Here is a 26,031-nt window from a genome sequence, read left to right as displayed (position 1 = left end):
GCGAAAGCGGTCTGTCAGACACAATGACGGCGCCTGACACGGCCCCTTCGCGAGCAAGCCCGCTCCCACAGGGGATTGTGCTCAACGTTCGATGATCGCGGTGACACCCTGGCCGCCAGCGGCGCAGATCGAAATCAGCCCCCTACCCTTGCCCGCCGCATCCAGCAGTTTTGCCAGGTTGGCGACAATTCGCCCGCCGGTCGCGGCAAACGGATGCCCCGCCGCCAGCGAGCTGCCTTTCACATTCAGCCGGCTGCGGTCGATCGAACCCAGCGGTGCGTCCAGCCCCAAACGCGTCTTGCAGTATTCGGGGTCTTCCCAGGCCTTGAGCGTGCACAGCACCTGCGCGGCGAACGCTTCGTGAATTTCGTAGTAATCGAAGTCTTGCAGGGTCAACCCATTACGCGCCAGCAAGCGCGGAACCGCATACACCGGCGCCATCAACAGGCCTTCGGCACCGTTGACGAAATCCACCGCCGCCGCTTCGCCATCGCGCAGATAGGCGAGGATCGGCAAACCACGTTCTTTTGCCCATTCCTCGCTGCCCAGCAGCACCACTGAGGCGCCGTCGGTGAGTGGCGTGGAGTTGCCTGCCGTCAGCGTGCCCTTCGCGCTTTTTTCGAAAGCGGGCTTGAGCGTGGCGAGTTTTTCCAGGGTCAGGTCCGGGCGCAGGTTGTTGTCGCGGGTCAGGCCGAGGAAAGGCGTCATCAGATCGTTGTGCCAGCCTTCACTGTAGGACGCGGCGAGTTTGTGATGGCTTTCGAGGGCCAGTTGATCCTGCTCTTCACGCGGAATATTCCAGGTCTGCGCCATCAGTTCGCAGTGCTGGCCCATCGACAGGCCGGTGCGCGGTTCGCCGTTACGCGGAAACTCCGGGATCAGGTGCCGCGGACGCAGTTGCAGAAAGGTCTTCAGCTTGTCGCTGGTGGTCTTGGCGCGGTTGGCCTGCAGAAGGATTTTGCGCAAGCCTTCGCTGACGCTGATCGGCGCGTCCGAGGTGGTGTCGACGCCACCGGCAATGCCGCAATCAATCTGGCCGAGGGCGATTTTGTTGGCCACCAGCAGCGCTGCCTCCAGCCCGGTGCCGCAGGCTTGCTGGATGTCATAGGCCGGGGTGGCCGGCGACAGCCGCGAGCCGAGAACGCACTCGCGGGTCAGGTTCATATCCCGTGACAATTTAAGCACCGCACCCGCCACCACTTCGCCGATGCGCAGGCCGTGCAGGTTGTAGCGTTCGATCAGGCCTTCCAGGGCAGCAGTGAGCATCACCTGATTGCTGGCAGTGGCGTACGGCCCGTTGGAACGGGCGAAAGGAATACGGTTACCACCGATGATGGCGACGCGGCGCAGCTGACTCATGAAAAGCTCCTTTTTCAAATGATCGAATTCACCTGAATCCTTTGTAGGAGTGAGCCTGTGGTGAGGGGATTCATCCCCGATGGGTCGCGCAGCGGCCCCCTCATTGCAATCGCTATACATTGCGACTGCTTCGCAGCCGATCGGGGATGAATCCCCTCGCCACAGGTCACTCCTACAAGGTTCAACGTTGTTTCTGAATTTGTGTTTGGCCACACAACCATCGGCGGCCAACTACTCTGCTGTTCTAGCGTAGGCCTTATTGCGTGGATCGAACGATTGATTGCCGTTGGTAGTCCACACTTTGAACCCCAACTTTTGGAGAGCGTTCCATGTCTGACCGCTATATCGACTTCGCCAACTCATCCATCGGCCACCGTCTGGTCGGGGCTTTGGGCCTGCCGTCGCCGGTGCGGCTGGAACGCTGGCAGGCCGGACGCCTGCGGCCGGTGGACGGCGCGCTGTTGATCGGTGGCGGGCCGCTGGCCGAGCGGGTCAATGCGTTCGCCAACCGCCTGACCGATGCGATCTACAGCTACGGCACTGAACCGTCGCTGGCCACCGCGTGGATTCCCGGGCACGGGCCGAAACTCAAGGCCGTGGTGTTCGACGCCAGCGACCTGCAGCACACCGACCAGCTCAAACAGCTGCGCGAGTTCTTCCAGCCGTTGATGAAAAACCTCGACAGCAGCGCGCACCTGGTGATCCTGGGCCGCGCCCCGGAAACCCTGCGCGATCCGTTTGCGTCCAGTGCACAGCGAGCGCTCGAAGGCTTTTCGCGTTCGCTGGCCAAGGAGCTGCGCAGCGGCGGCACGCTGCAACTGATCTATGTCGGTGACGGCGCTGAAGATCAGCTTGAGGGGCCGCTGCGGTTTTTCCTCTCACCGAAAAGTGCCTTTGTTTCCGGGCAGGTGATTCGCCTGAGCCCGTGCGCCACGCCGGTCACCGATTGGACCCGGCCATTGGCCGGACGCAAGGCGCTGGTCACCGGCGCGGCACGCGGGATCGGCGCCTCGATTGCCGAGACCCTCGCCCGCGATGGCGCCGAGGTGATTCTGCTCGACGTCCCCCCGGCCAAGACTGATCTGGAAGCCCTCGCCGCACGTCTTGGCGGCCGGGCGATCACCCTTGATATCTGCGCCGAAGATGCCGCCGCGCACCTGATCGAACAACTGCCGGACGGCCTCGACATTCTGGTGCACAACGCCGGGATCACCCGCGACAAGACCCTGGCCAACATGACCCCGGAATTCTGGGACGCGGTGCTGGCGGTCAACCTCAATGCCCCGCAAGTGCTGACCAAGGCGCTGCTCGACAGCGGCACCCTGCACGACAATGCGCGGGTGATTCTGCTGGCCTCGATCAGCGGCATCGCCGGCAATCGCGGGCAGACCAACTACGCCGCGAGCAAGGCCGGGCTGATCGGCCTGGCTCAGGCCTGGGCGCCAACGCTGCACGAACGCGGCATCAGCATCAACGCCGTGGCCCCGGGCTTCATCGAAACCCAGATGACCGCGCACATCCCGTTCGGCCTGCGTGAGGCCGGACGGCGTATGAGTTCATTGGGCCAGGGCGGTTTGCCGCAAGACGTCGCCGAAGCCGTCGCGTGGCTGGCGCAACCGGGCACCGGCGCATTTACCGGCCAGGCGCTGCGGGTCTGTGGCCAAAGTGTTCTGGGGGCATAGGCATGAGCATTGAATGGCACACCCTCGACCGTGAACCGAGCCTGCCCGGCCTGTACGCGCGGGCCGCGACACGGCGCAAGATCACCGGCACCCGACTGCCCGACAGCGGTTTGCGCTGCTGGGTCGATGTCGACCAGCAAAAACTGGCGGCCTATCGCAAGGTCTGCGGCTTTACCGATGACGGCCTGCTGCCGCCGACTTATCCACACATCCTCGCGTTCGCCCTGCAGATGCAATTGCTCACGGCGAAGGAGTTTCCATTCCCGCTGCTGGGGCTGATTCACCTGAGCAACCGCATTCGCGTGTTGCGGCCGATGGGCGGGATCAGTCGTGCGCAAGTCAGCGTCCGCGTGCATAACCTGCAGCCGCATCCCAAAGGCGCGACCTTCGAGGTGTTGACCAGCCTCGATGATCAACTCGGGCCGCTGTGGGAAGCCGAAAGCCAGATGCTCTGTCGCGGAGTGAAACTCGACGGCGAACCCGTCGAGCAACACTGGGAACCGTCCCAGGTGTTGACGCAAGTCGCGCAATGGAAAGCCCCGGCCGACATCGGTCGGCAATACGCCAAAGTCTCGGGCGACTACAACCCGATTCACTTGAGCGCGGCCAGCGCCAAACTGTTCGGTTTTCCCACGGCGATTGCTCACGGTCTGTGGAACAAGGCACGAACCCTCGCCGCACTGGCTGGTCATCTACCCAAGGCCAACCTTGAAATCGCCGTGCACTTTCGCAAACCGGTGCGCTTGCCCAGCGAGGTCTCATTGCTGGCGAGTGCGCCGGGATCCAGCGGCGAGTTGCGCCTGATCGGCAACGGCGATCTGGAACACATGGTCGGTCAGTGGCAACCGGTTGCCTGAGTATCCGCCCGGGCAAGCCTGTAAATTGTGTATATATCACTTAAGTTTTTCCGCGTTTGGCGCCGCACTCTGAAAAACTCCAGGCCTTGATTTTCAAGGCCTTTTTTTATGCGTCTATATCCTGGGTATTAGTCCTTAGGCACGGCGCGGCGCCTTATATATAAAGGCGTTAATACCAACTTGAGAATGGTGGAAAAGCACCGCGCGATCGAGATTGGCACCACGGACGAGGCATCACCGGCGACAGATCGGTGAGCCATCGAAAACGACGAATGTTGTTACAGGTGCAAGGAATCTCAATCATGAAAACTCAAGTGTGGTGCAAATCGGCAACAGCTCTGGCATTGATCCTCTCCCTTGGCCTCGCTGGCTGCAGCAGCGGCGGTGGCGGCCATCACAGCAGCTCCGGCAGCTCTTCGCCAGACAGCGCGACGTCGGGCACTGGTGGCACTAGTGGCACTGGCGGTAGCAGTGGCGGTACTGGCGGCACCGATACCGCTGGCACAGGTGGTACCGGTGGCACTGGCGGTACCGGCACGACCAACCCGACCAATCCGACGAACCCGACCAATCCTACCAATCCGACAGACCCTACGGATCCAACCAACCCGACCAACCCGACTACCACCCCGCTGGTGACTACCACCCTGGTGCAGGATGTCGGCAACACCGTCGCGGGCGTCGGCAGTGGTGTCGGTCAGGTCGGCGACTCCTTGAGCACCGTTCCAGTCGTGGGCGGCGTTGTGCAAAGCGCAGTCAAAACCACAGGCAATGTGGTCACCACCCTGGGTGATGGCGTGGCCAACGGCATCGGCAAACTGGGCACGGTCGACAACGGTCTGGGCGTCACCGCAGCCTCGGTCGGCGGCGTGGTGTCAGATGTCGGTACTGGCGTCTCGGATCTGAGCAGCAAACTGGCGACCGCCACCGGCAGCGTCCCGGTTGTCGGCGGCGTGGTGACCAAAGTGGCACCGGTGCTCGATGGCGTCGGTGAAAAAGTCACCATGCTCGGCGACACCCTGAGCCTGGCCACCACCACCGGCCCACTCGGTTCAGTGACCAAAAGTGTCGGCAACGGTCTGGTGCCAGTGATTGCCATGGTTGAAAGCACCACCGACAAAGTCGGCGATGCAACCGGCCTCGGCGCTCCGCTCAATGGTGTCCTCGGCCAGGTCGGCGGCGCCGTCAAAGGCCTGGGTGGTCAAGTCACCGGTGCTGGCAGTGGCAACGCGTTGACCAACACCGTCGGCGGCGCCTTGACCAATGTCGGCACCACTGTCGGCAAGGCCGGGGGGCTGGTGGATAACGGCACCAGCACCGGTGGCGGATTGGGCGGTGGTCTCGGCGGCGGTCTGGGCGGTACCGGCTTGCTGCAAACGGTTGGCGGCGCCGTGGTCAACGTCGGTGCCGGTCTGAACGCCGGCAGCACCAACGGCGTGGTCAGCGCCGGCGGCGTCACGGCTGGCGGACTGGGCAACACCATCGCTTCGCTCAACACCGTACTCGGCGGCTCGGGCACGCCGATCACCGCCACCACCTCGCCACTGGCCACCGTCGGCGCCACCGTGGGTGCCGGGCTTAACCCAGTCACCAGTGCGGTCACCAGCGTCACTCAACAAGTCGGCGCCGCGACAGGTCTGGGCGCGCCGGTCGCCGGTCTCACCGGCCAGGTTGGCGGCGCCGTCAGCGGCATCGGCAACACCATCGCCGCCACCAACAACCCGGTCACTACCGCCGTGGGTGGTGTGGTCAGCAACGTCGGCGCTACCGTCGGTGCGGTCGGCGGACTGGTCAGCGGCGGCACCGCCACTGGAGGCACCGCAACCGGAGGCCTGGGCGGTGTACTCGGTGGTCTGACCGGCGCTCTTGGAGGCAACAAACGCTAAATTGCACCTGGCCGATTCGACGGCCGCACCTACAGCGCCTACGCTTGGTTGAGGGCGGAAGATTCCCACGAGTCTTCCGCTTTTTTCTTAGGAAAAATTCAGCCCAGCGCTGTGATCTGACCATGGAGTGTCCTATGCGCGTAATGGCATCCCTGCTGTTCCTCAGTCTCAGTTCCGCCGCCCTCGCCGACACCCTGCCCAGTTTTCTCAACAGCAACGAAACCACGCGTAACCTGCCCGTGCCGAACCTGCCGGCAGATGCTTATCGCCCCGCCGCCACGCCCCTGCAAGTACCCGACCCCGGCGCGGCCACGGCGCAGCCGCTGTTGATGGAGACCAAAATCAACCTGAAAACCGTGCAGATCGAAGGCGGCACGATCTACCCGCTCAACGAACTGGCCGAAGTCTACAAACCCCTGATCGGCCATCAGACCAGCCTCGCCGACCTGATCGAAGCCACACGCGACATCACCCGGCGCTACCAGAAGGACGGCTATCTGCTGTCCTACGCCTTCCTGCCGCAACAGCGTTTCGACGACGGCGTAGCCCGAGTGGTGCTGGTCGAAGGTTATGTGCGCGATGTGCAGGTGCAGGGCGATGTCGGCCGGGTCAAAGGCCTGCTCGACGAACTGGCAGCCAAAATCCAGGCCGAACGCCCGCTGACCCGCAAGACCTTCGAACGCTACACCACCCTGATGACCCGCATCCCCGGCGTGACCATCCAGGCGCAAGTGCCGCCGCCCGGCACCACCGACGGCGCAACGACGCTGGTGGCCCAGGCCAGCCGCAAAGCGTTCACCAGCACCATGAGCACCACCGAAGACAACCGCAACGGCACGCAGGCATTGCTGGGGGTCAGCAGTAACTCGCAGACCGCCATGGGCGAGCAGCTGACCCTGAGCGGGCTGTTTCCGCCGGGCGACGATCACGAACATTACTACCGTCTGGACTACAACCAGTTCCTCAATAGCGAAGGTACGCAACTGAGCCTGTTTGCCTCGCGCTACCGGGCCGATCCGGGCACCAATGTGCTCACCAGCGATGGCTTCGAACTCAAACCGCACAAGGAAGATGACCGCTACTCCATCGGTGTCAGCCACCCGTTCATTGCCGCCTCCAACGAGCTGCTTAACGCGGGAGCGCGGCTCTATGCAGTGGATGACAAAAACCGCTACGACGTGGTCGGCTATCCGCTCAGCATCGAAGAGCGCACCAACGTGCGTGCCCTCGCATTCGAGGGTGACTGGCGCAAGAGCGATGCCCGGCAATTGCGGATTCTCAGCGGCGGTGTGTATCAAGGTCTGGACAGCATGGGCGCGCATTCCAACAACCCGGCGCTGGACCTGAACTTCCTGCGCCTGCGCCTCTCCGGGGTGCAAAGCGACAAGTTCTTCGACAACTGGCAAGGCGTGCTGTCGGCCGCGCTGTACTGGAGTGATGACACCCTGCCTGACAGCGAACGCGCGGTGTTCGGCGGGCAGAATTTCGGCCGTGGCTACCCGGACGATCAGGCGTCGGGCGACAAGGGCTGGGGTGCGGCTTACGAGGTCAACTACAGTTTCAATCGCGACGGCAACTGGGTGCGCATCCTGCAGCCGTACGTGGTGCTGGACCGTTCGAAAACCTGGTTCAACAAGCTGGCGGTGCAGAGCAATGACCTGTCATCGGCAGCAGTAGGTCTGCGTTTTGGCGATGCCAAGTACTACAACATTGCGTTGGAGGCCGCCAAGCCGATGTCCGATGAAGCGCTGGATACGTTCAATCGTCGGGCGCGTTACAGCATCAGTTTCAGCTATCAACTGTAGGGTGTCAGATCAATCAACTGAGCAGGCAGACCGCTTGCTCTCACATTGCAGCGCACATCCCTGTGGGAGCGGGCTTGCTCGCGAAAGCGGTGGATCAGTCAGCATTTTTGCCGACTGACACTACGCCTTCGCGAGCAGGCTCGCTCCCACAGGTTTTACCCGATGTGGATCAGAACGCGTAACGCACCTTCGCGGTGAAACTGTCGGAGTCGAAACCGCTGGAGGTCAGATAGTTGTAAGAGCCACCGACGCTCCACGCGCCCATCCGGTAGTTGGCGCCCAGGCCCAGTTCATAGCTGTCACGCACCGGCGTGGTACCGCGGCTGACGGACGACTCGCCCCCCAGCACGAAGGCCGATGTGGTGCTGACCTTGTCACCGATGAAGTCATGCCAGGCCATCAGCTTCGCTTCCGGTTCCAGGCTGCCGCTGCCGACATCGAATGCCGCCGCCAGACGTGCACCGACGCCCATCTCACCGACTTCATAACGCTGACTGCCGACATTCAGCGACGCCGAGCTGCCCTTCTCGCGATACGCATCCATGCCGACATTGGCATAGCGCGCGCCAACCTGTGGTTCCAGCACTAAATCAGGCATCAGCCGCAGGCTGTACCCGGCCAGTGCGCTCACGCCGAATACATCACTGTCGTAATCAGCCTTGGCCTGAGTGCCAGCGATATAACGTTTGGATTCGTTATCGTTCCAGCCGTACATCAGCGACGAGTCGACGAACCAGTTGTCATGCACCCAGTTGCTGTAAAGCGTCAGCGCATGCCCGGTGACCTTGGTCTTGTTGCCGAGATCGGATTTCACATCGGTATCGAGGTAGCTGTAAGCCAGACCCAATGTGGTATCGGCATTCAACTGACCATCGGCACCGACCGCGATCCCGTGGCTGTCGGCATCATAACCGGCGACACCGCGACGCTCGTCCTGATTGGCATCGCTGCTCAAGGCTTGCAGCCATACGCCTTTTTCCGGGGCGCCGGTGGCTGAGCGTGCACGACTGGAGCGATCATTGATCACGCCCGAGACCAGCGTCTGACTGTTGGTCGCCGCGTGCAGTACACCACGGCTGACATCCGGGCTGAGGGTTTCACTCAGGCGCGCCAGTTCGGCATCGGTGCCGGCGTTAGCGAATGCCTGGAACACCGGATCCTGTTCATCGAGGCGTGCCAGCAGTCCTGGCACATGCCCGACCGCCGTCGCCGCGTTATCACTGCCGCCGACTGCCAGGGTGTTCTCGGCCAGCACCTCGCTCGACTTGGTCGTCACCACGCTGGTGATGTCGTTACCGACCACACCGAAACTCTTCACATCCAGCAGCGCGGAGGTCGAGGTCACGGTCAGGTTGTTGCCACCGACCAGATTCCCCGAGCTGATCAGGGTGTAACGCGTTCCACCGGGGCTCACGCGAAAATCACTGGAGCGCGCCAGCAGACGCAGTTGCGCGCCCGGGGCGATATCGGTGGTGCCGGTGACCTTCAGCACAGGCAGCGCCGGGTTGGTGTCATTGCCCAGGTACATCTCCAGCACCGAGTTCGACTCTTCCATATCGAAGTCGCCGATGAAGGTGGTGTGCGGCTTCATCAGGGTCAGCGTGCCCTCTTCGATAGTGACGTAGCCGGAGCGGATGGTCGAACCGTCGAAAGTCGCATCACCGTCGACCAGTACTCCAGACAGGCCGAGCAGGTCACCCTTCACCGCGCCGCCATAGAAATAAAAGTAGCTCGCGCCGTCATCGACCTGGATCGCCGCCTTGCCACCCTCGATCAACCCGTTCATTTGATAGATGCCGAAAGGCCGGGCGCCACTGGCCTGGCCACTGACATGCACACCGATGTCCTCGCCGGAAATGGTTCCGCCGTTCCACAGCGCGGTGGAATTGGCGCTCGCCGGAGCGCTGAACTTGACCCCCTCGAACACTACCGCCTTGGCATTGGCACCGGTCGCACGGATAGTCCCGGTGTTGTTGACCGACTGGCTCAGTGTCGCGCCATCGAGCAATACGCCCAATGCGTCGGTGCCGCTTGCGGTGATGGTGCCTCGGTTGCTGAGCCCGGTCATGTTGGTATGCACCAGCAACAGGCCACTGGCGGTCTGGCCGCTGACGTCGATGCTGCCACTGTTGACCAACGAATCGCCCAGCGTGCTGCCGAGATCGGAAATACCGCTGGAGGTGCCAGCGTCGGCCAGACCGTGAACTGAAATAGAGCCTTCGTTGAGCAGCGCGCCGGCGATTTTGGTCGGCACCACTCCAGCGGTCCCCAGACTGATCCCGGTGCCGAACCTGGCGCCGTCAATCCGGATATTGCCGGTGTTGCGCAGTTGATCCGCCGTCACCCCCGAGAGCTGTGCGCCGTAGGTCGTACTCACCTGGGAAACAGGAGCGATATTGCCGTTACCGCTCAGAGTGATCAGCCCCCAGTTCTGCAGATTACTGGTCAGCGGGCCGCCACTCAGGTCGTGGTTCAGGCTCGCGCCGGCGGCGATAGCCATAGTGGTGTGCAAAGCGGCGGCGGCGGAGATGGAGAGCGCCAGGACAGAGCGGCGCAGGCATACGATAGTCACGCGAGATTCCCTTCCAAAACATGAGAAACAGTTTCAGCAGGGTTCGTTACATGATTCAGGCATCCCTACCGTCCCACCAAGTCGTCCTGGTTCGGGCGCGGGGAATGTACACGAGCCATCATTTTGATACCACACAAAAGTCAAAGTGATGGCGTCAATTTTCAAGACAATCCATCCAGTATCCGCTCAGGCCGCATCTCCTGCGCGCTTGAGCGTTGCGATCAACCTAGTTCTTGGTCTCGATCTTGCCGCCCGCATCCGGGTCGTAAAAATCCGGAATCTCGTATTTGTATTTCTTCAACCAGCGTTGCAGCGCCAGCTCCCGCTCCGCCGCCGTGGCGGTTTGCGGCTTGGGCGAGGCTGCCTGGTTGCGACTTTGCAGCACCAGCCAGCCTTCGGTTTCCTGTTGCTGCGCCGAGGCCGGGCCGGCGTCGATCGCCTGGGCGGCGAACGGCAGGCTGAGCAGGGCCAGGCAATAAACACTGTGCAAGGTGTTCATGGTCATCTCCCGGAGTGTCACTTGAGCGTCGACGGTTGTGGGTCAGCCACCACCGCTACTTGATTACCAACCGCGGTCGGGGCCTTGGCCGGCACCTTGAGTTTTTCCGCGCGGGCCTGGGCGTCGGCGAACTGCTCCGGCGTCAGGTGCGCGCGGCTGACGATTTCGGCTGCTTGCTGCCAGTTGTTCTGGTACAGCAGCAAGCTCACCAGATTCAGCGTGGCCAGTTGATCGTTCTGCTTGAGTTCGATGGCCGTCAGGAACTCGAAACGCGCATCTTCAAGACGCAACTGGTTGAGGTAGACCACGCCGAGGTCGTTGCGGATTTTTTCATTGGTCGGCGCCAGACGCACCGCGCGTTGCAAGTGCGCCTGAGCCTGGCCATTGTCGCCACGGGCGGCATAGATCTGCCCCAGGCCGTGTTCGGCGTCCGCCGTGAGGCAAGTACCGAGTAGCCCGCGATACAGCGACTCGGCTTCATTGCGCCCGAGCAAGCGATACACCCTGGCCTTGCGCAGGCGGACCTCGACCAGTTTGTCGGGCAGGCTTTGCAGGTTGGCCAGGCTGGCGTGCAGTTTGCCGTCGTTGGCCAGATCGTCCGCCAGGTTCAGCGCCAGTTCCTGTTCGGAATCGAGTTTGCTGCAACTGGTCGGTGCGAGCATCGCCGACCACGGCGCCTGACCGTCGGTGGCGCAACCACCGAGCAACAACACACTTGCCAAGACAATCAGTGCTTTCATCAAACGCTCTCCATGAGCCAACGTCAGTTTGCAAACGCCCGGGTAATCGCGGTGAACCCCGGGCCGGCCAGTACGATCAGCAAGGCAGGAAACAGAAACAGCATCATCACCACCGACATCTTCGCCGACATCTTCGAGATGTATTCCTGCAGTCGGGTGAGGCGGCGGTCGTCGAGTAATTGTTTGAGCGCCAGCAGCGATTTCATTGCCCCGCCACCCTGCTGAATCAGTTGCTGCAGGATCACGCAGGTGTCGGTGAACTCATCGACCGCCAGCATCACCGAGGTCTTGTTCAACTCCTGTCCCAGCTCCAGTCCCGAGTCGACCCGGGCCAGAATCAGGCGCAGTTCGCGGGTCAGTTCCGGCAGCAGTTTCTGCCCTTCGGTGCTGAGCACGCGCAAGGCTTGTTCAACCGCCATGCCCGACTCGAAGAGGATGCGCAGCAGCGGAATGAACGTGGAGATTTCCACGGCGATGGTTTTCTGCCGACGCCCGGCGGCGTAAGCCAACAGCCGCTTGGGCAACAGGTAACCGGCGCCGGTGACGAGCATCGGCACGATCCAGCGGTTGGCGGCGTGCGGAAAAAACACTTCCTGGAGAAAGATCGCCAACCCAAGCGCCAGCAGCGGCGTGCCGATCTGGCAGGCGGCGAACAGCGAGCGCTCACTGGCGCGGCGCCAGCCGAGGCGACTGAGCAGGGTCTGGGTTTCGCTGTCGATGCTCACCGAGCGCTGACCGAACCTGCTGTTACCCAGAGCCCGCAGCCAGTTACCGAAACGGTTCTCGCGCACCAGATGCCCCTGCAAACGCTGGTTGACCTGGCGCACCCGGCGGCGCTCGGTCAGCAGGTGATTGACCACCAGCAACAGCGCGCCGAGCAGCAGCATCAGAGCGGCGAGATAGACCATTTCAAATACTCCGCAACATGCGCCACAGCGCCAGGCACCCGGTCACTTGCAACACCACGGCGATGATCAACATGGTCCGACCACCGGAGTCGTGCCACATGCCGAGCATGTAGCCGGGATTGGTCAGCATGAAGTAGCTCACCAGAATCACCGGCAGCGAACCCAGCACCCACGCGGTCATGCGTGTTTCGCCAGTCAGTGCGCGCAGTTGCCGGGCGCCCTGGTCACGTTCGCGGATCAGCTTGATCAGGTTCTCCAACAGCTCGCTGGCATTGCCGCCGTAGCGATGATTGACCTTGAGGCCGAGGGCAAACATGCGCAGTTCGTCCTGTTCGTAGAGTTCGGCGAAATCGCTGACCGCATCCGGCAGATTGACCCCCAGTTGCACGTTGCGCTGCACCCGGCCCATGGCTTTTTTCAGCGGATCCTCGCTCGATTCGATGCCGCCCATGACGGCGTCGCTCAAGGTGCGGCCGGACTTGAGACTGCGTACGGTGTAGTCGAGCAGCTGCGGCAACTGCTCGATCATGCGTTTGATCCGCCGGTGGTACAGCCAGGAAATGTACAGGCGCAGGATCAGCGGCGGCGCCAGCAGCATCGCCAGCAAACCGATCCAGTCCGCCAATAGATAACCCAGGACAATCGCCACGCCCCACAGGGTCATCCACAGCCCGAAACGCTCGCTGGGACGGCCAAGCCCGGCGCGCAAAAACATCCGTTCAAGCCCGACCCAGGTCGGCTTCTGCGCGGCCAGTTGCGGCTGCCCCGCCGCGAGACGATTGAGCACCCGTTCGTTGCTGGTCTTGTGGATACCGTGCACGAACAGCCAGATCGAGAGCCCGAGCAGGATCAGACACAGAAGGATGAGAATGGCCGGTCCGATCATGATGCAAGTCCCATGCGGTCAGCCCAGGTGGGTCTCGTAGCGCAACTTGTCGCCCGCCGGATTGACCGCTTCGCGCAGGAAGCCGAAACCAGTGCGCCGATCAAGGCGAAACAAGGTGTTGGTGACGTAGACGTCTTCACGGATGCCGACCACTTCCACCACCTCGCTGACACAGCGGCGGCCGTCGGGCATGCGAGTCAGCTGGATGATCACATCGAGGGCGGCGCAGATCATCTGGCGCAAGGTGCGCTCGGCGATCGAGCGACCGGTCAGCCCCACCAGCGTCTCCAACCGCAGCAACGCATCCTGGGCATTGTTGGCGTGTACGGTGCTCATCGAGCCGTCGTGACCGGTGTTCATCGCGGTCAGCACATCGACCACCTCGACTCCACGAATCTCGCCAAGGATGATCCGGTCGGGGCGCATGCGCAGGGCGTTGCGGATCAGGTCGCTGGCCTTGACTTCGCCGTGGCCCTCGGCATTCGGCGGACGGGTTTCCAGGCGCACAACATGCGGGTGGCTGAGCTGCAATTCGGCGACGTCTTCGATGGTCACCAGACGTTCGTGGGGGTTGATCAATTGGCTGAGGATGTTCAGCAGCGTGGTTTTGCCGGTGCCGGTACCGCCGCTGATCAGCACGTTACAACGCTTGCCGACCGCCTCCTGAAGGAACTCGAAAATCGCCAGATCGATGGTCTGCATCGCCATCAGATCACTGCTTTTGAGCATGTCCTTGCGAAACTTTCGAATCGACAGGCAGGGGCCGTCGAGCGCGATCGGCGGGATGATCGCGTTGACCCGGCTGCCGTCCGGCAGACGTGCATCGACCATCGGCGAAGACTCGTCGAGACGCCGCCCGAGTGGCGCGAGAATCCGTTGCATGACCCGCTCGACGTGGTGCGCGTCGATAAAACGCAGGTCACTCTGATGCAGCACGCCATCGCGTTCGATGAATACCCGGTGCGGGCCGTTGACCAGAATTTCGGTCACTGACTGATCGCGCAGCAGCACTTCCAGCGGACCGAAACCGGTGAGTTCATCGACGATTTCCTCGGCCAGCCGCTCCATCTCGTAACGGGAAATCGCCAGGTGCAGGCGGGCGATGTATTCGGCGACCTTGTCGGTGACAAACTGCGCCAGCAATTGGCGCGAGCCCTCCAGCAGGTTTTTCCCCGACTCTTCGATGGCGTCGATGATGTAGCGGTGCAGGACCAGTTTCAGGCCTTCGTGATCGGTATTGCCGGTCGCGCCGCGCTGCACCGCGCCGAACAGTTTTTCCGCGCTCATGAGGTGCCTCGCAAGCGATCGAACCAGGTGACTTTGGGTTTGGCCAGGCCTTCGGAGCGCTTGGCCAGACGCTCACCGAGAGCCCGCAGGCTTTGCGTGAGTTTTTCCCGCGGGGCCAGTTCGAACAGGCTGACGCCCTGATTCTTGGCGTTAAGGCGCACTTCGGCATTGGCCGCCAATACCGCGATCACTTCGAGGTTGAAGGTTTTGCCCAGGGTTTCAGCATCCGGGGCCACGCTGCCCAGATAGCCGTCCACCAGCAAACGTGCGTGGTCGAGCTTCATGCCCTTCTCGCGCCACAAGTTGAGTACGGCGAGGTTGCGGCGGCAGTTGAGCACGTTCTGATCGGTGTACCAGATCAGCTTGTCGCAGTGGCTGACAAACGTGCGCAAGGCTTCACTGTCAGATTGCCCGGTAAGGTTCACGACGATGTGCTGAAAGTGTTGGCGCAAAGCGCTGAGCAACATGTACAGCTCGGCGGCACTGGTGTTTTCCAGCGGCTCGTCGCTGCTGGCATACGCCAGAATCCGCAGCCCCGCTTCAGCGCTGGTGAAGGCACTGTCGATCAGCGTCGCGTCGAGCCTGCGCAAGTGACGCAAGGCATCGCCGAAGTGGAACGAACTCTCGAGCCCGAGCAACGCCAGGCTGTCACCGCGCGGCAGGCCCAGATCCAGCAGCAAGGTCTGCTGTCCGCTCTTTTGCACCACCTGCGCCATATGGTTGGCCAGCAGCGCGCCATCGCAATAGCTCTGCGTACCGTACAACACCGTGAGGCCGCCAAGATGCGTGTTGGCCGCCACCGGTGGCAGGCGCTTGTTCAAGCGCCGTACCAGCCCGGCGACTTCACTGGCGCGCGAACCGTAGGCGACGAAATCCCGGGCGCCGGCACGCATGGCGTTGAGCACCAGTTGGTTGTCCATGCCGTCGCCGAGCGCAACGATGGCAAGCATCGGTTTGGCTTCCAGCGCGCCTTCGATCAACGCACTCTGCGCCACCACATGGTCGCGATCGAGGCCGACGAACACCAGGCTGGCGAAGGTGACATCGACCAGCGCCAGCAACTCGTCCAGGCTCCCGGCCCCGGCGCTCACCACTTGGCCCAGCGGCGCGAGTGCGCCTTGCAGCCACTCCAGATCGGTGCTGTTACGGGTGATCGCCAGAAAAGTCTGGCTGAGGTTCTGGTTCATTGGGACAGCCCACTGCGTTTGTCGAAGTTGCCGTTTTCGAGGAAGAACATGCGGTAGAAATTCGGATCGTAGTTGCGCAGTTTTTCCCCCGGCAGCGATGGCAGTTGCGCGTCCGCCGCCAGAGGCTGCACCAGGTGCGGGGTGACAATCATCAGCAGTTCGCGCTCTTCGCGTCTGATCTGCGAGCCTTTGAAAAAGGCGCCGAGCACCGGGATATCGCCCAGCCCCGGAAACTTGTTCACCTGCGAACTGTTGGTGGTGCTGATCAGGCCGCTGATCACGAAGCTTTCGCCATCGGCCAGCGAGACGCTGGTGTCGGTACGGCGGATGGTCAGGGCCGGCACGGTGGTGCCGGCTATCTGCACAGCGTTGCTCAAATCCAGTTCGCTGACTTCCGGTGCGACTTTCAGCGCGATGCGGTCGTGGCTGATCACGGTCGGGGTCAGGGTCAGGCGGATACCGAACTCCTTGTACTCGATCGACACGTTGTCGCTGCCGGCGCTGGGCACCGGAATCGGGATTTCACCACCGGCCAGAAAGCTTGCGCTCTGCCCGCTCAACGCCACCAGGCTGGGGCGTGCGAGGGTGTAGGCGAAACCGCTGGTTTCCAGCGCGTTGATGATCGCCATGGTCTTGCCGCCGATCCACGAGAAATTGAACAGGCCGTTATCCACCGGCAGCCTCGGCGTCGGCACGCCATCGATTGGCGGCAACGTACCGGGCGAACCAAACAGGAAATTGCCCCGTGTACCGATTAGCGAAGCGGTGGCTTCCTTGAGTTTGGTGCGGCTGACTTCGACGAAACGAATGTCGGTCTGCACTTGCGAGGGCAGCATCGGATCATCGGAAGGCATTCTGCTGGCGCTGGTCAGTGCGGCAGTGGCACTGCCCTTGACGAACACCATGCTCTGGCGCGGCTCACTGGAGCACGACGTCCAGACCATCAGGCTGGTGGCGCCGGGGGCCACGCCGGTGAGTAGAAACGAGGCGCTGCCGGTGTCGTGCACATCAGCGATCTTCGGGTCGCCGATAGCCACGCGGGTGATTGCCACGGGCGACTGGATGTCCTGCTGGAAGCCTTCGCCGATCTCGATCACCGGCGGCATACGGCCGAGTGCCGAGCAATTGCCGGTGGCCGCGACGGCGGCGTTGATCGACAGTCCCATCAGTATCAAGGCCCGGAAGACAGGTGTTAATAGCGGCCTGAATCGACTCTGCATGCACGTGGATCCTTGCTCAGTCATGGGGCTTGTTGGGAAAGCTGATTGCCGCGGATCACTTCCATCGGCCGCGCACCGCCATGGCCGCCAGCGGCCGGCGCTTTTGGCGCGGCACCGAGGGCCAGTTGGGTGAACTGGAAGAGCTGGCTGTTGGCGTTGTCCACATGCGCCGGTGACTGGGTTTCACCGGCCCAGTACTTGGCCAGACGCTGTTCTTCGCTGCTGCGCACGGCCAGGCGCAACGTGCCGACCTGAGTGGCGAGCATCATCCGGCTGAGCAATTGTTCGGGCACCGCCAGCACCACGGTGCGTGCAGCGATCCGGCGTTGATCCTGTTTGAGTTTTTCGTCGGCGCTCAAGGCCGGGGTGGCGGGTTGGCCGTCGTTGGTCAGGCCGTATTGCTCACCGACACCGAGTACGCGCATGGCCGGCACCACGATCTGCGCCGACTGCTGCAGATTGCTCGCGTCCTGACGCAGGTAGAGCAGCACATCGACGTAGTCGCCGGGAATCAGTTGCCCGGCGGCACCGATCACTTCGTCCACGGCCACAGTGAGCGCACGCTCATCACTGTGAATCATCCGCGCCAGTGAGCCACCGGCCTGAAAGCTTTCGTCGTTGAGCCAGGTGCCTGCGCTCAAGTGCCGCCACGGCGTGCGACCCACCGCTTGCTCGACACTGGAAAGGCTGCCGGCTGGCGCACTGCGCAATTTCTCCACCGCCACATCGGCAGCCGTGAGCGGCGTGAACGGCGGCACATCGTGCAACAGCACGACCACTGGCTGGCGGGTCTGATCTTCGGCGGCGGCCACGGTTTTTTCCATGGCGACTGCCGGGGCGGCAGGCACTTGGGCAACGGGAGCCGGTTGCCGACTGAGCATCAGGCCCCAGTAGCCGACGACGATTGCCCCCAGCAGCAGAACGGCTGCAAGCCCCATGGTGACGCGACTGTTCATGACGGCTCTCCCTTTCCTCACTGCACCGACAGCCTGTACTTCCTGCCGAGAGAATTTTTCGCGATCAGGCAGCTATGAACATGCAACGATTTCGCTATTTCCAAGCTAGCTGATCCGAGACAAAACGCCATTACTGACAGCAAAATAACTCACTAAAGTATGAGTCCTGGCCAATTAACTGCAGGGTTTGGCTCGACTAACGTTCTGGTTAATCCTTTATGATTAATCCGTTCTTACAGTTGTTGACCGGGGGTTTGTTGACAATGCTCTGATAGCACGGTGAAAGCATGCCGCTGTAGCGTTGGATCGGCGCCAGAGGCGCGAAGGAGTGGACGTATGTTTCGGATGATCATCGACTATCTACTGGCCAGGGCCAGGCTGCTGTGCAGAAGTGAAGAAGGCGCATCTGCCATCGAATACGCGATTGTGGTGGCAATGGTGGCGGTCGTGGTCGTGGTGTTTGTGACGCCCATCGGCGACAAGGTGCTGGCCATCTTCAACCTGGTACTGACCAAACTCGGTGGCGCTACGCAGGTCAGACCGACACCTTGATCAAAAACCTTGCCCCTCTTCCAGTGCCCGGTCCCATGCTCACCCATAGCAGCGCTCAGGCACTGGCAAGTCATCGGATTTCACAGGTCCGATCTCCCGTTGTAACTAAGGAGAATGTCAATGATCCTTGAATACCTGATCATGCGCCTGAGGTCCTTTCTGGCCAGTACGGAAGCCGCGTCAGCCATCGAATACGCCATTGTCGTGGCGATGGTCGCGGTCGTCGTGGTGGTATTCATCACCCCATTGGGCGCGAAGATATTTGCGATTTTCAACAATGTTCTGGTGGCGCTCGGTGGAGCCTCGCAAACCGCTCCGGTGCAAACCCCCTGATGTGAGTCGCGTCCGGCGAATGTCGCGCTACACTCGATCTCACTTCCAGCTTTTCAGGGACTGCCCATGACTGCTTCCTCACTCCCCCGCCAACAGTTGCTTCTGGTTGACGACGAAGAGGACGCGTTGCTTGAGCTGGCCGAGTTACTGGAGGGCGAGGGCTTTGTCTGCCACACCGCCACCTCGGTGAAACTCGCCCTGCATCACCTCACCCGCCATCCGGATATCGCGCTGGTGATCACCGATCTGCGCATGCCGGAGGAGTCCGGCATGTCGCTGATCAAACGCCTGCGCGAGCACACTTCACGCCAGCATCTTCCAGTGATCGTGACCTCCGGACATGCCGACATGGAGGACGTCAGCGACATGCTGCGTCTGCAGGTGCTGGATCTGTTTCGCAAGCCGATCTACCACGTGCGCCTGTTGGAAACCCTGGACAATCTGTTCCCCAAACCCAAGACGCAAGCCGGATAATCGCTCAAGGTATTTTTGGCAGAATTGACTGCCTGCCCGCGAAGGGCAGGCAAGTGGGATCAGTGTGCGGTCACACGCTGACGGGCGGCCGAGGCACTGGGCGATAGCGCCAATGCCAACTGGGTGCGGTTGTGCATATGGGTCAGGCGCAAGACCTGCGAGACATACAATTTCACGGTGTTTTCGGTGATGCCCAACTCGCAGGCGATCTGATAGTTGGTCTGCCCTTTGCCCACCAGCCGCGCCACATCCAGTTGCCGTGGTGACAGCTGATTGAAGATCGCCGGAATCTCCTGCTCGGCTTCGGCGCCGTCGCCGCCGAGCATGTCTTTGACCACCGCCGCCGGATTGCGCCGGACCTTGTCCAGATCCTGGTAGAGATCGTCGATGGATTCCGAGAGAAACTGCAGCTTCTGGTTCAGGTGTCCCAACTGGACATTCTTGTGCCGCTCTTGCAGGGCCGCTTCCTGACGTTTCACGCCTTCGAGCAGTTCATCCAGCTGGATCGGCTTCTGGTAGTAGTCGGCAATCCCGGCACGCAGGGCCTTGATCACGTCCTGTTTGTCGGCGCGCCCCGTGAGCATGATCGCTTCGAACACCCGGTGTTTGCCGCTGATGCGTTGCAGCTCCTGCACCAGTTGGATGCCATCCATGTCCGGCATATGCAGGTCGCTCAGCACCAGACCGATTTCGGCGTCTTCACTGAAACGCTCGATCGCCTGAGTGCTGGATTCACACGGCACACAGCGGTACCCGCTGCTTTCGAGAAACTCGCACAATTCTTCGACGATCAACGGTTGATCATCGACCACGAGCACTTTTACCGCCGACGTAAGCTTGTTCACGAACCACTCCATTGCTCGGGCCAAAGCTGACTTTTTCTGCACTTTGGCGATGTAACCACTTCATTTGAAAGTAGACGCACTTTCCGACTATGTACATAGGACTAGTGGCATCTGGCGACTAATGGATCCAATGTATCGAAGCCAATACACCTGCCAGCACGAACGGTGCAAATGGCAGCTTCTTTGACGCTCCTGGCTCTAAATATCGAAGACGTTCTCTAAGCCATTGACTCATATGAAGCCAGACTCTTGGCGCAACGAGCAGCCACAGCAGACTGGCGATACCAGCGCCGATAAACGCACAAAGAATGAATAAACCGTTCGTCGCAAGGCCCATGGCTGTCATTAATTTCACATCGCCTGCGCCCATCCGGCCCATGAAATACCCAGGAACAGTCAACATCAGGGCGATCGCGGCGGCCGACCATCCCTGCTGCGCATCGGCTCCGAACCAGGTGGTGCCAGTCGCCAGCAAATGGATCAGCGCCAGCGCTCCTGCACCGAACGTCAGCACATTGGCGATACGCCGTTGCCGGGCATCCTGGGCGGCGCACAGGGCCAGCCAGATCAGGAGAACTAAACTCTGCATCCGGTTAAATCCATCCGATTTTGCTGAATGATTCTATGCTGATACTACGCAGTGAAAGTCAGGGTAGACGCACTCATGAAAACCGGCTTCGCAAAATCACAGGCAGGCGCAGTGGCGATCGAATTCGCCTTGGTATTCGTGATTTTTTTCGCCGTGTTCTACGCGCTGGTCAGTTACAGCCTGCCGTTTATATTGATGCAGACTTTCAACGAGGCGACATCTGAAGCGGTGCGCCGCAGCGTCGCAGTCGACCCCAACACTCCCGGTTATGCTTCCGTGGTGGTGAGCACTGCCAACACCGCGTTGACCCAACAGTTGCAGTGGGTGCCATCCGCGCTGAACCTGGTGGTCGGCGTCGATACCTCGGCGGTGTATGACGCCACTCAAGGTACGCTGACGGTCAGAGTCGATTACCCCACCAGCAAGCTCAATCAGGTCATTCCATTTCTGGTGCTGCCGGGCGTGGGTGCAGTGCCGAGTCTGCCCGCCACCCTCTCCGCCGCGTCGAGCCTGAAATTTTGACCGCCGGCGACAATCTGTTCGGGCGCCTGCTCAAGCGCGCGCCACCGCCGGCCAACGAACTGCCCGATCATCTCGGCGCACCGCCGCTGGGCCTGCACCTGCAACTGAACCACGACGGCGGCGTATTGCAGATCGCCGGGCCGTTGCGCCACCAACTCGCGCAACAGCCACCCCACGACTCGCCGCTGCCGTTGTCGGCTTATTTACTCGCGCACAGTACGTTGGCAATTGAAGGCCGCCCGCAGGACTGGCAAGGGCAAATACTCGATCTGGATTTTCCCGGCCTCAGCGATCAGACCCTGCACCTGCGCGGTTGGGTACAGCCTTCGGCCGACGGCTGGATGCTGCAACTGATGGACATCGGCGACCTGCTGCTGGAGCGCCAGCAGTCGCGCAACCGTGAAGCCAGTCAGGCACTTGCCGGACAGATCAGCGAACACCTGCGCGTCTGTAGCCTGACGCGTTTGCCGCTGGTGCTCAGCGAGCAACTGCAGGCCATCGCCCAGCGCTGGCATATCCCGTGTCTGGCTCTCGCCCTGCTCGACGAACAGGAGCAGGGCTGGCAGATCTACGAGCAATATCGCGCCCACGACGCGCCGTTGCTGTGGCAGGACGGCCAACGTCTGGGCACGCCGCTCGACAGCCTCAACGGCAGCGCGCCGCAACGCCTCGGCGCCCATCATGGCTTGTACGACCACGCGCGGGTGGAGGCCACGTTCGGCAACGCCGACGGGTTCGCCGTGCCCTACAGCGATGATCGAGGGGTGGTGGCGTGGCTGCTCTGCGGCTTCTACACCGTGGACATTGCCGCCCCGCACCTGAACGACCGCGACTGGATGGCCCTGACCAGCGCACTGGCCGGCCCGCTGCTCAGCCGCCTGCGAGAACAGCAACATCATCACTACACCGAACGCCTGGAATCGCTGCAGACCCTGCTCGGCACCGGTTGGTGGGAAATGCTTGGCGACGACATGCTGCTGGCGCCTACGCTGCTCGATGTGTTGCCGGCGGACCGTGCTCGCATCTCGCTGCAAGATTGGCTCGCACTGATTCATCCGGCCGACCGCGAAGAACTGCGCAGCCGCCTGCATGCCCTGCAATTGCACGGCGAGCCCCTGACCCTGTGCGTTCGCCTGCACCGCAGCGGCCCCGGACAAACGCCCCTGTGGTATCGCGTTCAGGGCCAGGTCGCCGGCAGCGGTGAACAGCGGCGGCTGGTGGGATTCATGCTCGACATCAGCGACACGCGCAACCAGCAGCAACGCGCCGAAGCCGCCCATGCGCGGCTGGATAACCTGATCGCCAGTTCGCCGGCAGTGATTTATGTGCAGCGCTACGTCGAAGGTGCGTTGCTTGCGGACTTTTTCAGCGCCAGCCTGCAGCCGCTGCTGGGCTGGACGCCGGCCGAGGGCTGCGCCGCCGACTGGGTGCAACTGATTCACCCCGAAGACCGCGAGCTGTATTTCGCTCGCACCCGGCAACTGTTGCGCGAAGGCTCGGCGCGTGCGCGTTTTCGCTTGCGCGACGCACGCGGCGACTACCACTGGCTGCTCGACGAAGCCAAACTGCTGCGCAATGATCTTGGTCTGCCGGTCGAAGCCGTCGGGCTGTGGCTGGACGTCACCGAAGCGACCCTCGCCGCCGAACAGGTCAGACACAGCGAAGAGCGTTACCGGATTCTGGTGGAAGACTCTCCGGCGATGATCTGCCGTTATCGCCCGGACCTGACGCTGACCTTCGGCAATCGGCCGCTGGCGACTTATCTGGAATGCACCCCGGAGCAATTGCCGGGGGTAGATCTGGGCAGCTGGATGTCCGACGAACAACGCGCCGCCTTCATCCAGCGTCTGGCACTGCTGACCCCGGAGCTACCAGTGAGCACTGCCGAAATCAGCCTGCAATTACCCGGGCGCGAACATGCATGGTGGGTGTGGTCCGATCGCGGGGTGTTCGATGAACACGGGCGCCTGCTTGAAGTGCAGGCCGTGGGCCGCGATAACACCGAGGTGCGGCGCTCGCAGCAGCAACTCACGCAAAGCGCAAAAATGGCCACCCTCGGCGAAATGGCCACTGGTCTGGCCCATGAAATCAATCAGCCGCTGAACGTGATGCGCATGGCCATCGTCAACGTGCTCAAGCGCCTGGGCAACGGCGATGTGCAGATCGACTATCTGACCGACAAACTCAATCGCATCGACGCCCAGGTGCAGCGCGCCGCGAAAGTGGTCGATCACATGCGCGTGTTCGGCCGTCGTTCGGAGATCGAGCAACAACTGTTCAACCCGGCCTCGGCCATCGAAGGCACCTTGTCGTTGCTGGCCGAAGGCATGCGCGGCAAAGGCGTCGACCTGCGGATCAGCGAAACCGCTTTCAGCGTGCAGGTGCGCGGTTACGTCGATCAGTTGGAGCAGGTGCTGATCAACCTGATGGTCAACGCCCGCGATGCGCTGCTCGGCAAACGCGAGAAAGACTCATCGTTCAAGCCATGGATCTCGATTTATGCCGAGCGCGACGAGCACAAGGTTCGGCTGTGGGTCGAGGACAACGGCGGCGGCATCGAGCCGCGTTTGCTGGAGCGGATTTTCGAACCGTTCTTCACCACCAAACCGGTGGGCGTCGGCACCGGGCTGGGGCTGTCGGTGAGCTACGGCATCATCGAAAACATGGGTGGTCATTTGAGCGTGCGCAACTCGCTGGAGGGCGCACGTTTCTGCATCGAGTTGCCGATTGCACCGGACGCCTAGATCACCAGATAGGCCTTGCCGGTCTGGCCGCAGGTCATGTTGGCACCGACGTCGACGTCCATAAGGTTGATGCCCAGGCTTTTCAGCAGATTGTTGAGCAAGGGGTCGAGCAAAGGTGCCAGCAAGTTAGTGACCACCGGCAGTAATTTGTTGGTGACATCGCTGATCAAAGAAGCGACCCCGGTGACGATAGAGCCCAAAGGATTACTGCCCTGCGGTTTGTAGACAGTCAGGTTGATGCCGGCCAGAGTCCCGGCGAGGCTGCCAACGATGTCAGTGGTTGGTGCCGCTGACTGCACGCTGGGTAGCAGCTTGAGGTTGGCCGGTGTATTGAACGGTGGAACGCTGGCGTTCACGCTGGAAAACAGCAGATCCTGGGTGTTTTTCGCGACGCTGGTGTCGAGCATGATCCCGATTCCTCCGGCCCCGAACTGAACGTGGCTGCTCGCGTCGCAGCCGAATAGCCCGTAGCAAGTCTCGATGCCCAGATCAATCAGCGGCAACGGCGTGACCGTCGGTTCGGCGGACGAGGAAAAGGCGTTGGACGGATCGATCTTGCCGAGTTTGAGATCGGCAATGGAGGTGATGGTATGGGCAGTCAGGCTCTTTACTCCAGTCGTACCTGTCGGACAACTGTAATCCGTGACATAGCTTTGAGCACCGCCCGCATCCAGACTGATATCGATTTCCGGAGAGGGCAGGAGTCTCGGGGCCAGTTGCTCGCAACCGGCTCCAAGCAGGCAGAGAACTGAGTTCAATGTGGCCGCCAGATCCAGGTGCAGCAGCGCATTCAAAGTCGGCGTCAAGGCACCCACTAATCCGAGCACGGCATTGGTCAACCCAGCCACCCCACTCAATACCGGCAGATTCACCGAGATGAAGGTGCGAATCTGCGCCGTGCGCACATAAATCCGGTCCGCCCCCAACGGATTGGCCTTGGCCCGCGCTGGATCACCAATCGCCGAAAACTGCGGCGGCTCGATCACCTTGACCCGCACCGTGACATTCGCCAGCCCCAGCACGCTGATCGGCAAGGTCGCGGCCACCGCGCTTTTGCTGTTGGCCAGTTGCACCACACCCTGAATCAGTTGCAGCAGTTGCAGGTTGGCATCCAGCCCGGCGGCGGTGGTGCCGGTCTGCAACTGCAGAATGTCGCCGAGTTTGACCGGCGCAGCATTGATCGCCGCAACCTGCAGCTGACCCAGCGCAGTGATCACCGTCGCGGTCGCGCCATTGAGCTGCACCACCGTCGCGGCCGCCTGAATCAGTTGGGTGACCGTGGCCTGGGTGTTGAGCAGTTGCGTGTAGTTGCCGGCGGCGACGTTGAGGTTGATCGCCAGTTGGTTGAGGTAGCTGAGCAGGTTGATGTCGGTGTTGAGCAGACCGTCCCAACCCAGTGCCGTGAGGTTGACGTTGCCGCCGAGCAGCCCGGAGAACAGCGGATTGAGAATGTTCGACTGGGCGGTGTTGATGCTCGCCAGCGTACTGCGGATGTTCAGTTGCGCAACCGTCGGGGTCGGCTGCGCGGCGACGGCCGAGGCGTTGAGCGTGGTGTTCAGGCTGACCGCAGAGCCGCTGAACAAGGCCTGTACGCCGCCGGCAAAACTGGTGGTCACCGTGCGGCTGGCGTCCACTTTGATTGCGCTCGACCGGGTTGCATCGACGGTGAACGCACGCAGGCCGCTGGCCGCGGTCTGCACACTGCCGCAGGTCGTCGCGAGGGTGTTGTTGCTATCGATGATGTAGCCATTGCGCACTGCGCTTTGCCCGGCATAAGTGGCTGCACTGAGGCCTGACTGACAATTGCCGCCGCGACTGACCGCTTCCAGCGCCGCACTGTCGACCACCCGCTGCAACTTGCGCTGCTCCATGTACAACCGACCGGTGTCGACCACCAACAGCATCAACACCAGCGCCAGACTGAGGGTGGCAGCCGCCATCAACCCGATCGCCCCGCGTTGCCGGGCCGGGCCGTTGAACTGCGTACGAGGCGACATGGCGCACTCCTTTGCCGGCGCGTTGCCGAGCGCTACCTCCGATGGTGGATTTGAGTGTAGACGGCGCTAGTGGCAACGCGCCATTTGGTGCTGCACAAAACCCTGCAGACCTCGTCTTCTCGCGAATGCGC

General features: G+C 61.8%; 22 protein-coding genes. 9 read left to right on the top strand and 13 right to left on the bottom strand.

Going from position 1 to position 26,031, the window contains the following annotated elements; translation table 11 throughout:
• Positions 1–81 precede the first annotated feature (81 nt).
• Positions 82–1,359 (bottom strand): acetyl-CoA C-acetyltransferase, encoded by a 1,278-nt coding sequence (locus ACOYXI_RS22790; RefSeq protein WP_282412490.1) that lies wholly within the window; start codon positions 1,357–1,359, stop codon positions 82–84.
• A 329-nt stretch (positions 1,360–1,688) separates the two neighbouring features.
• On the opposite strand from ACOYXI_RS22790, the gene ACOYXI_RS22785 reads away from it, so the two are divergent.
• The 4 genes from ACOYXI_RS22785 (at position 1,689) to ACOYXI_RS22770 (ending at position 7,589) form a co-directional block, all read left to right on the top strand.
• Positions 1,689–3,041, top strand: a complete 1,353-nt coding sequence (locus ACOYXI_RS22785; protein ID WP_027613624.1) for a 3-oxoacyl-ACP reductase — start codon at positions 1,689–1,691, stop codon at positions 3,039–3,041.
• A 2-nt stretch (positions 3,042–3,043) separates the two neighbouring features.
• Positions 3,044–3,898 carry a MaoC/PaaZ C-terminal domain-containing protein gene (locus ACOYXI_RS22780; protein WP_461675326.1) on the top strand — a complete coding sequence of 285 codons (855 nt, stop codon included), beginning with the start codon at positions 3,044–3,046 and terminating at the stop codon, positions 3,896–3,898.
• A 302-nt stretch (positions 3,899–4,200) separates the two neighbouring features.
• Positions 4,201–5,784: a collagen-like triple helix repeat-containing protein gene (locus ACOYXI_RS22775; protein WP_282412492.1), complete on the top strand. Its 1,584-nt coding sequence runs from the start codon at positions 4,201–4,203 to the stop codon at positions 5,782–5,784.
• A gap of 134 nt (positions 5,785–5,918) precedes the next feature.
• A complete protein-coding gene (locus ACOYXI_RS22770; protein ID WP_139053444.1) occupies positions 5,919–7,589 on the top strand; it encodes a ShlB/FhaC/HecB family hemolysin secretion/activation protein in 1,671 nt (556 codons plus the stop codon).
• 169 nt (positions 7,590–7,758) lie between these two features.
• On the opposite strand, the gene ACOYXI_RS22765 is transcribed toward ACOYXI_RS22770, so the two are convergent.
• The 9 genes from ACOYXI_RS22765 to cpaB form a co-directional block, all read right to left on the bottom strand.
• Positions 7,759–10,161 (bottom strand): autotransporter family protein, encoded by a 2,403-nt coding sequence (locus ACOYXI_RS22765; protein ID WP_461675325.1) that lies wholly within the window; start codon positions 10,159–10,161, stop codon positions 7,759–7,761.
• 226 nt (positions 10,162–10,387) lie between these two features.
• Entirely contained in the window at positions 10,388–10,660 is a 273-nt protein-coding gene (locus tag ACOYXI_RS22760; protein ID WP_134785360.1) for a DUF3613 domain-containing protein, read from the bottom strand.
• A gap of 17 nt (positions 10,661–10,677) precedes the next feature.
• Positions 10,678–11,400 (bottom strand): tetratricopeptide repeat protein, encoded by a 723-nt coding sequence (locus ACOYXI_RS22755; RefSeq protein WP_134785359.1) that lies wholly within the window; start codon positions 11,398–11,400, stop codon positions 10,678–10,680.
• 23 nt (positions 11,401–11,423) lie between these two features.
• Positions 11,424–12,308 (bottom strand): type II secretion system F family protein, encoded by an 885-nt coding sequence (locus ACOYXI_RS22750; RefSeq protein ID WP_134785358.1) that lies wholly within the window; start codon positions 12,306–12,308, stop codon positions 11,424–11,426.
• A 1-nt stretch (position 12,309) separates the two neighbouring features.
• Entirely contained in the window at positions 12,310–13,194 is an 885-nt protein-coding gene (locus ACOYXI_RS22745) for a type II secretion system F family protein (RefSeq protein WP_097089927.1), read from the bottom strand.
• A gap of 18 nt (positions 13,195–13,212) precedes the next feature.
• The gene (locus ACOYXI_RS22740; RefSeq protein WP_115988283.1) at positions 13,213–14,481 is read right to left on the bottom strand and encodes a CpaF family protein; all 1,269 of its coding nucleotides are present in this window, start codon (positions 14,479–14,481) and stop codon (positions 13,213–13,215) included.
• On the bottom strand, positions 14,478–15,668 hold the full coding sequence (locus ACOYXI_RS22735; protein ID WP_134785357.1) for a pilus assembly protein: 1,191 nt from the start codon (positions 15,666–15,668) through the stop codon (positions 14,478–14,480). Before ACOYXI_RS22735 ends, ACOYXI_RS22740 begins: the two co-directional genes overlap by 4 nt.
• On the bottom strand, positions 15,665–16,888 hold the full coding sequence (locus ACOYXI_RS22730) for a type II and III secretion system protein family protein (RefSeq protein ID WP_134785356.1): 1,224 nt from the start codon (positions 16,886–16,888) through the stop codon (positions 15,665–15,667). Before ACOYXI_RS22730 ends, ACOYXI_RS22735 begins: the two co-directional genes overlap by 4 nt.
• 20 nt (positions 16,889–16,908) lie before the next feature.
• Complete coding sequence (cpaB, locus tag ACOYXI_RS22725) at positions 16,909–17,844, bottom strand: Flp pilus assembly protein CpaB (RefSeq protein ID WP_282412495.1); 936 nt, start codon at positions 17,842–17,844, stop codon at positions 16,909–16,911.
• Between the two features lie 345 nt (positions 17,845–18,189).
• Here cpaB and ACOYXI_RS22720 point away from each other — a divergent pair, with 345 nt between their 5' ends.
• The 3 genes from ACOYXI_RS22720 to ACOYXI_RS22710 all read left to right on the top strand — a co-directional run bounded on the left by ACOYXI_RS22720 (position 18,190) and on the right by ACOYXI_RS22710 (position 19,203).
• The gene (locus ACOYXI_RS22720; RefSeq protein ID WP_102357094.1) at positions 18,190–18,396 is read left to right on the top strand and encodes a Flp family type IVb pilin; all 207 of its coding nucleotides are present in this window, start codon (positions 18,190–18,192) and stop codon (positions 18,394–18,396) included.
• Between the two features lie 120 nt (positions 18,397–18,516).
• Entirely contained in the window at positions 18,517–18,729 is a 213-nt protein-coding gene (locus tag ACOYXI_RS22715) for a Flp family type IVb pilin (protein ID WP_134785354.1), read from the top strand.
• A 66-nt stretch (positions 18,730–18,795) separates the two neighbouring features.
• A complete protein-coding gene (locus ACOYXI_RS22710; protein WP_025111740.1) occupies positions 18,796–19,203 on the top strand; it encodes a response regulator in 408 nt (135 codons plus the stop codon).
• A gap of 59 nt (positions 19,204–19,262) precedes the next feature.
• Here ACOYXI_RS22710 and ACOYXI_RS22705 read toward each other — a convergent pair whose 3' ends face one another.
• Both ACOYXI_RS22705 and ACOYXI_RS22700 read right to left on the bottom strand, forming a co-directional pair.
• A complete protein-coding gene (locus ACOYXI_RS22705; protein ID WP_096794830.1) occupies positions 19,263–20,048 on the bottom strand; it encodes a response regulator transcription factor in 786 nt (261 codons plus the stop codon).
• Positions 20,049–20,166: 118 nt separating this feature from the next.
• Complete coding sequence (locus ACOYXI_RS22700; RefSeq protein WP_134785353.1) at positions 20,167–20,637, bottom strand: prepilin peptidase; 471 nt, start codon at positions 20,635–20,637, stop codon at positions 20,167–20,169.
• A gap of 75 nt (positions 20,638–20,712) precedes the next feature.
• Between ACOYXI_RS22700 and ACOYXI_RS22695 the strand changes: the two genes are divergently transcribed.
• Together ACOYXI_RS22695 and ACOYXI_RS22690 are read left to right on the top strand one after the other, a co-directional pair.
• Positions 20,713–21,159 carry a TadE/TadG family type IV pilus assembly protein gene (locus ACOYXI_RS22695; protein ID WP_134785352.1) on the top strand — a complete coding sequence of 149 codons (447 nt, stop codon included), beginning with the start codon at positions 20,713–20,715 and terminating at the stop codon, positions 21,157–21,159.
• A complete protein-coding gene (locus ACOYXI_RS22690; protein ID WP_134785351.1) occupies positions 21,156–23,903 on the top strand; it encodes a PAS domain-containing sensor histidine kinase in 2,748 nt (915 codons plus the stop codon). The genes ACOYXI_RS22695 and ACOYXI_RS22690 overlap by 4 nt, the downstream gene beginning before the upstream one ends.
• Here ACOYXI_RS22690 and ACOYXI_RS22685 read toward each other — a convergent pair.
• On the bottom strand, positions 23,900–25,900 hold the full coding sequence (locus ACOYXI_RS22685) for a pilus assembly protein TadG-related protein (protein WP_461675324.1): 2,001 nt from the start codon (positions 25,898–25,900) through the stop codon (positions 23,900–23,902). The two genes, ACOYXI_RS22690 and ACOYXI_RS22685, sit on opposite strands and share 4 nt — an antisense overlap.
• Between the last annotated feature and the right edge of the window lie 131 nt (positions 25,901–26,031).

This window comes from Pseudomonas sp. G3-19 (assembly GCF_054855875.1).
This window is presented reverse-complemented; position numbering and strand designations above follow the sequence as displayed.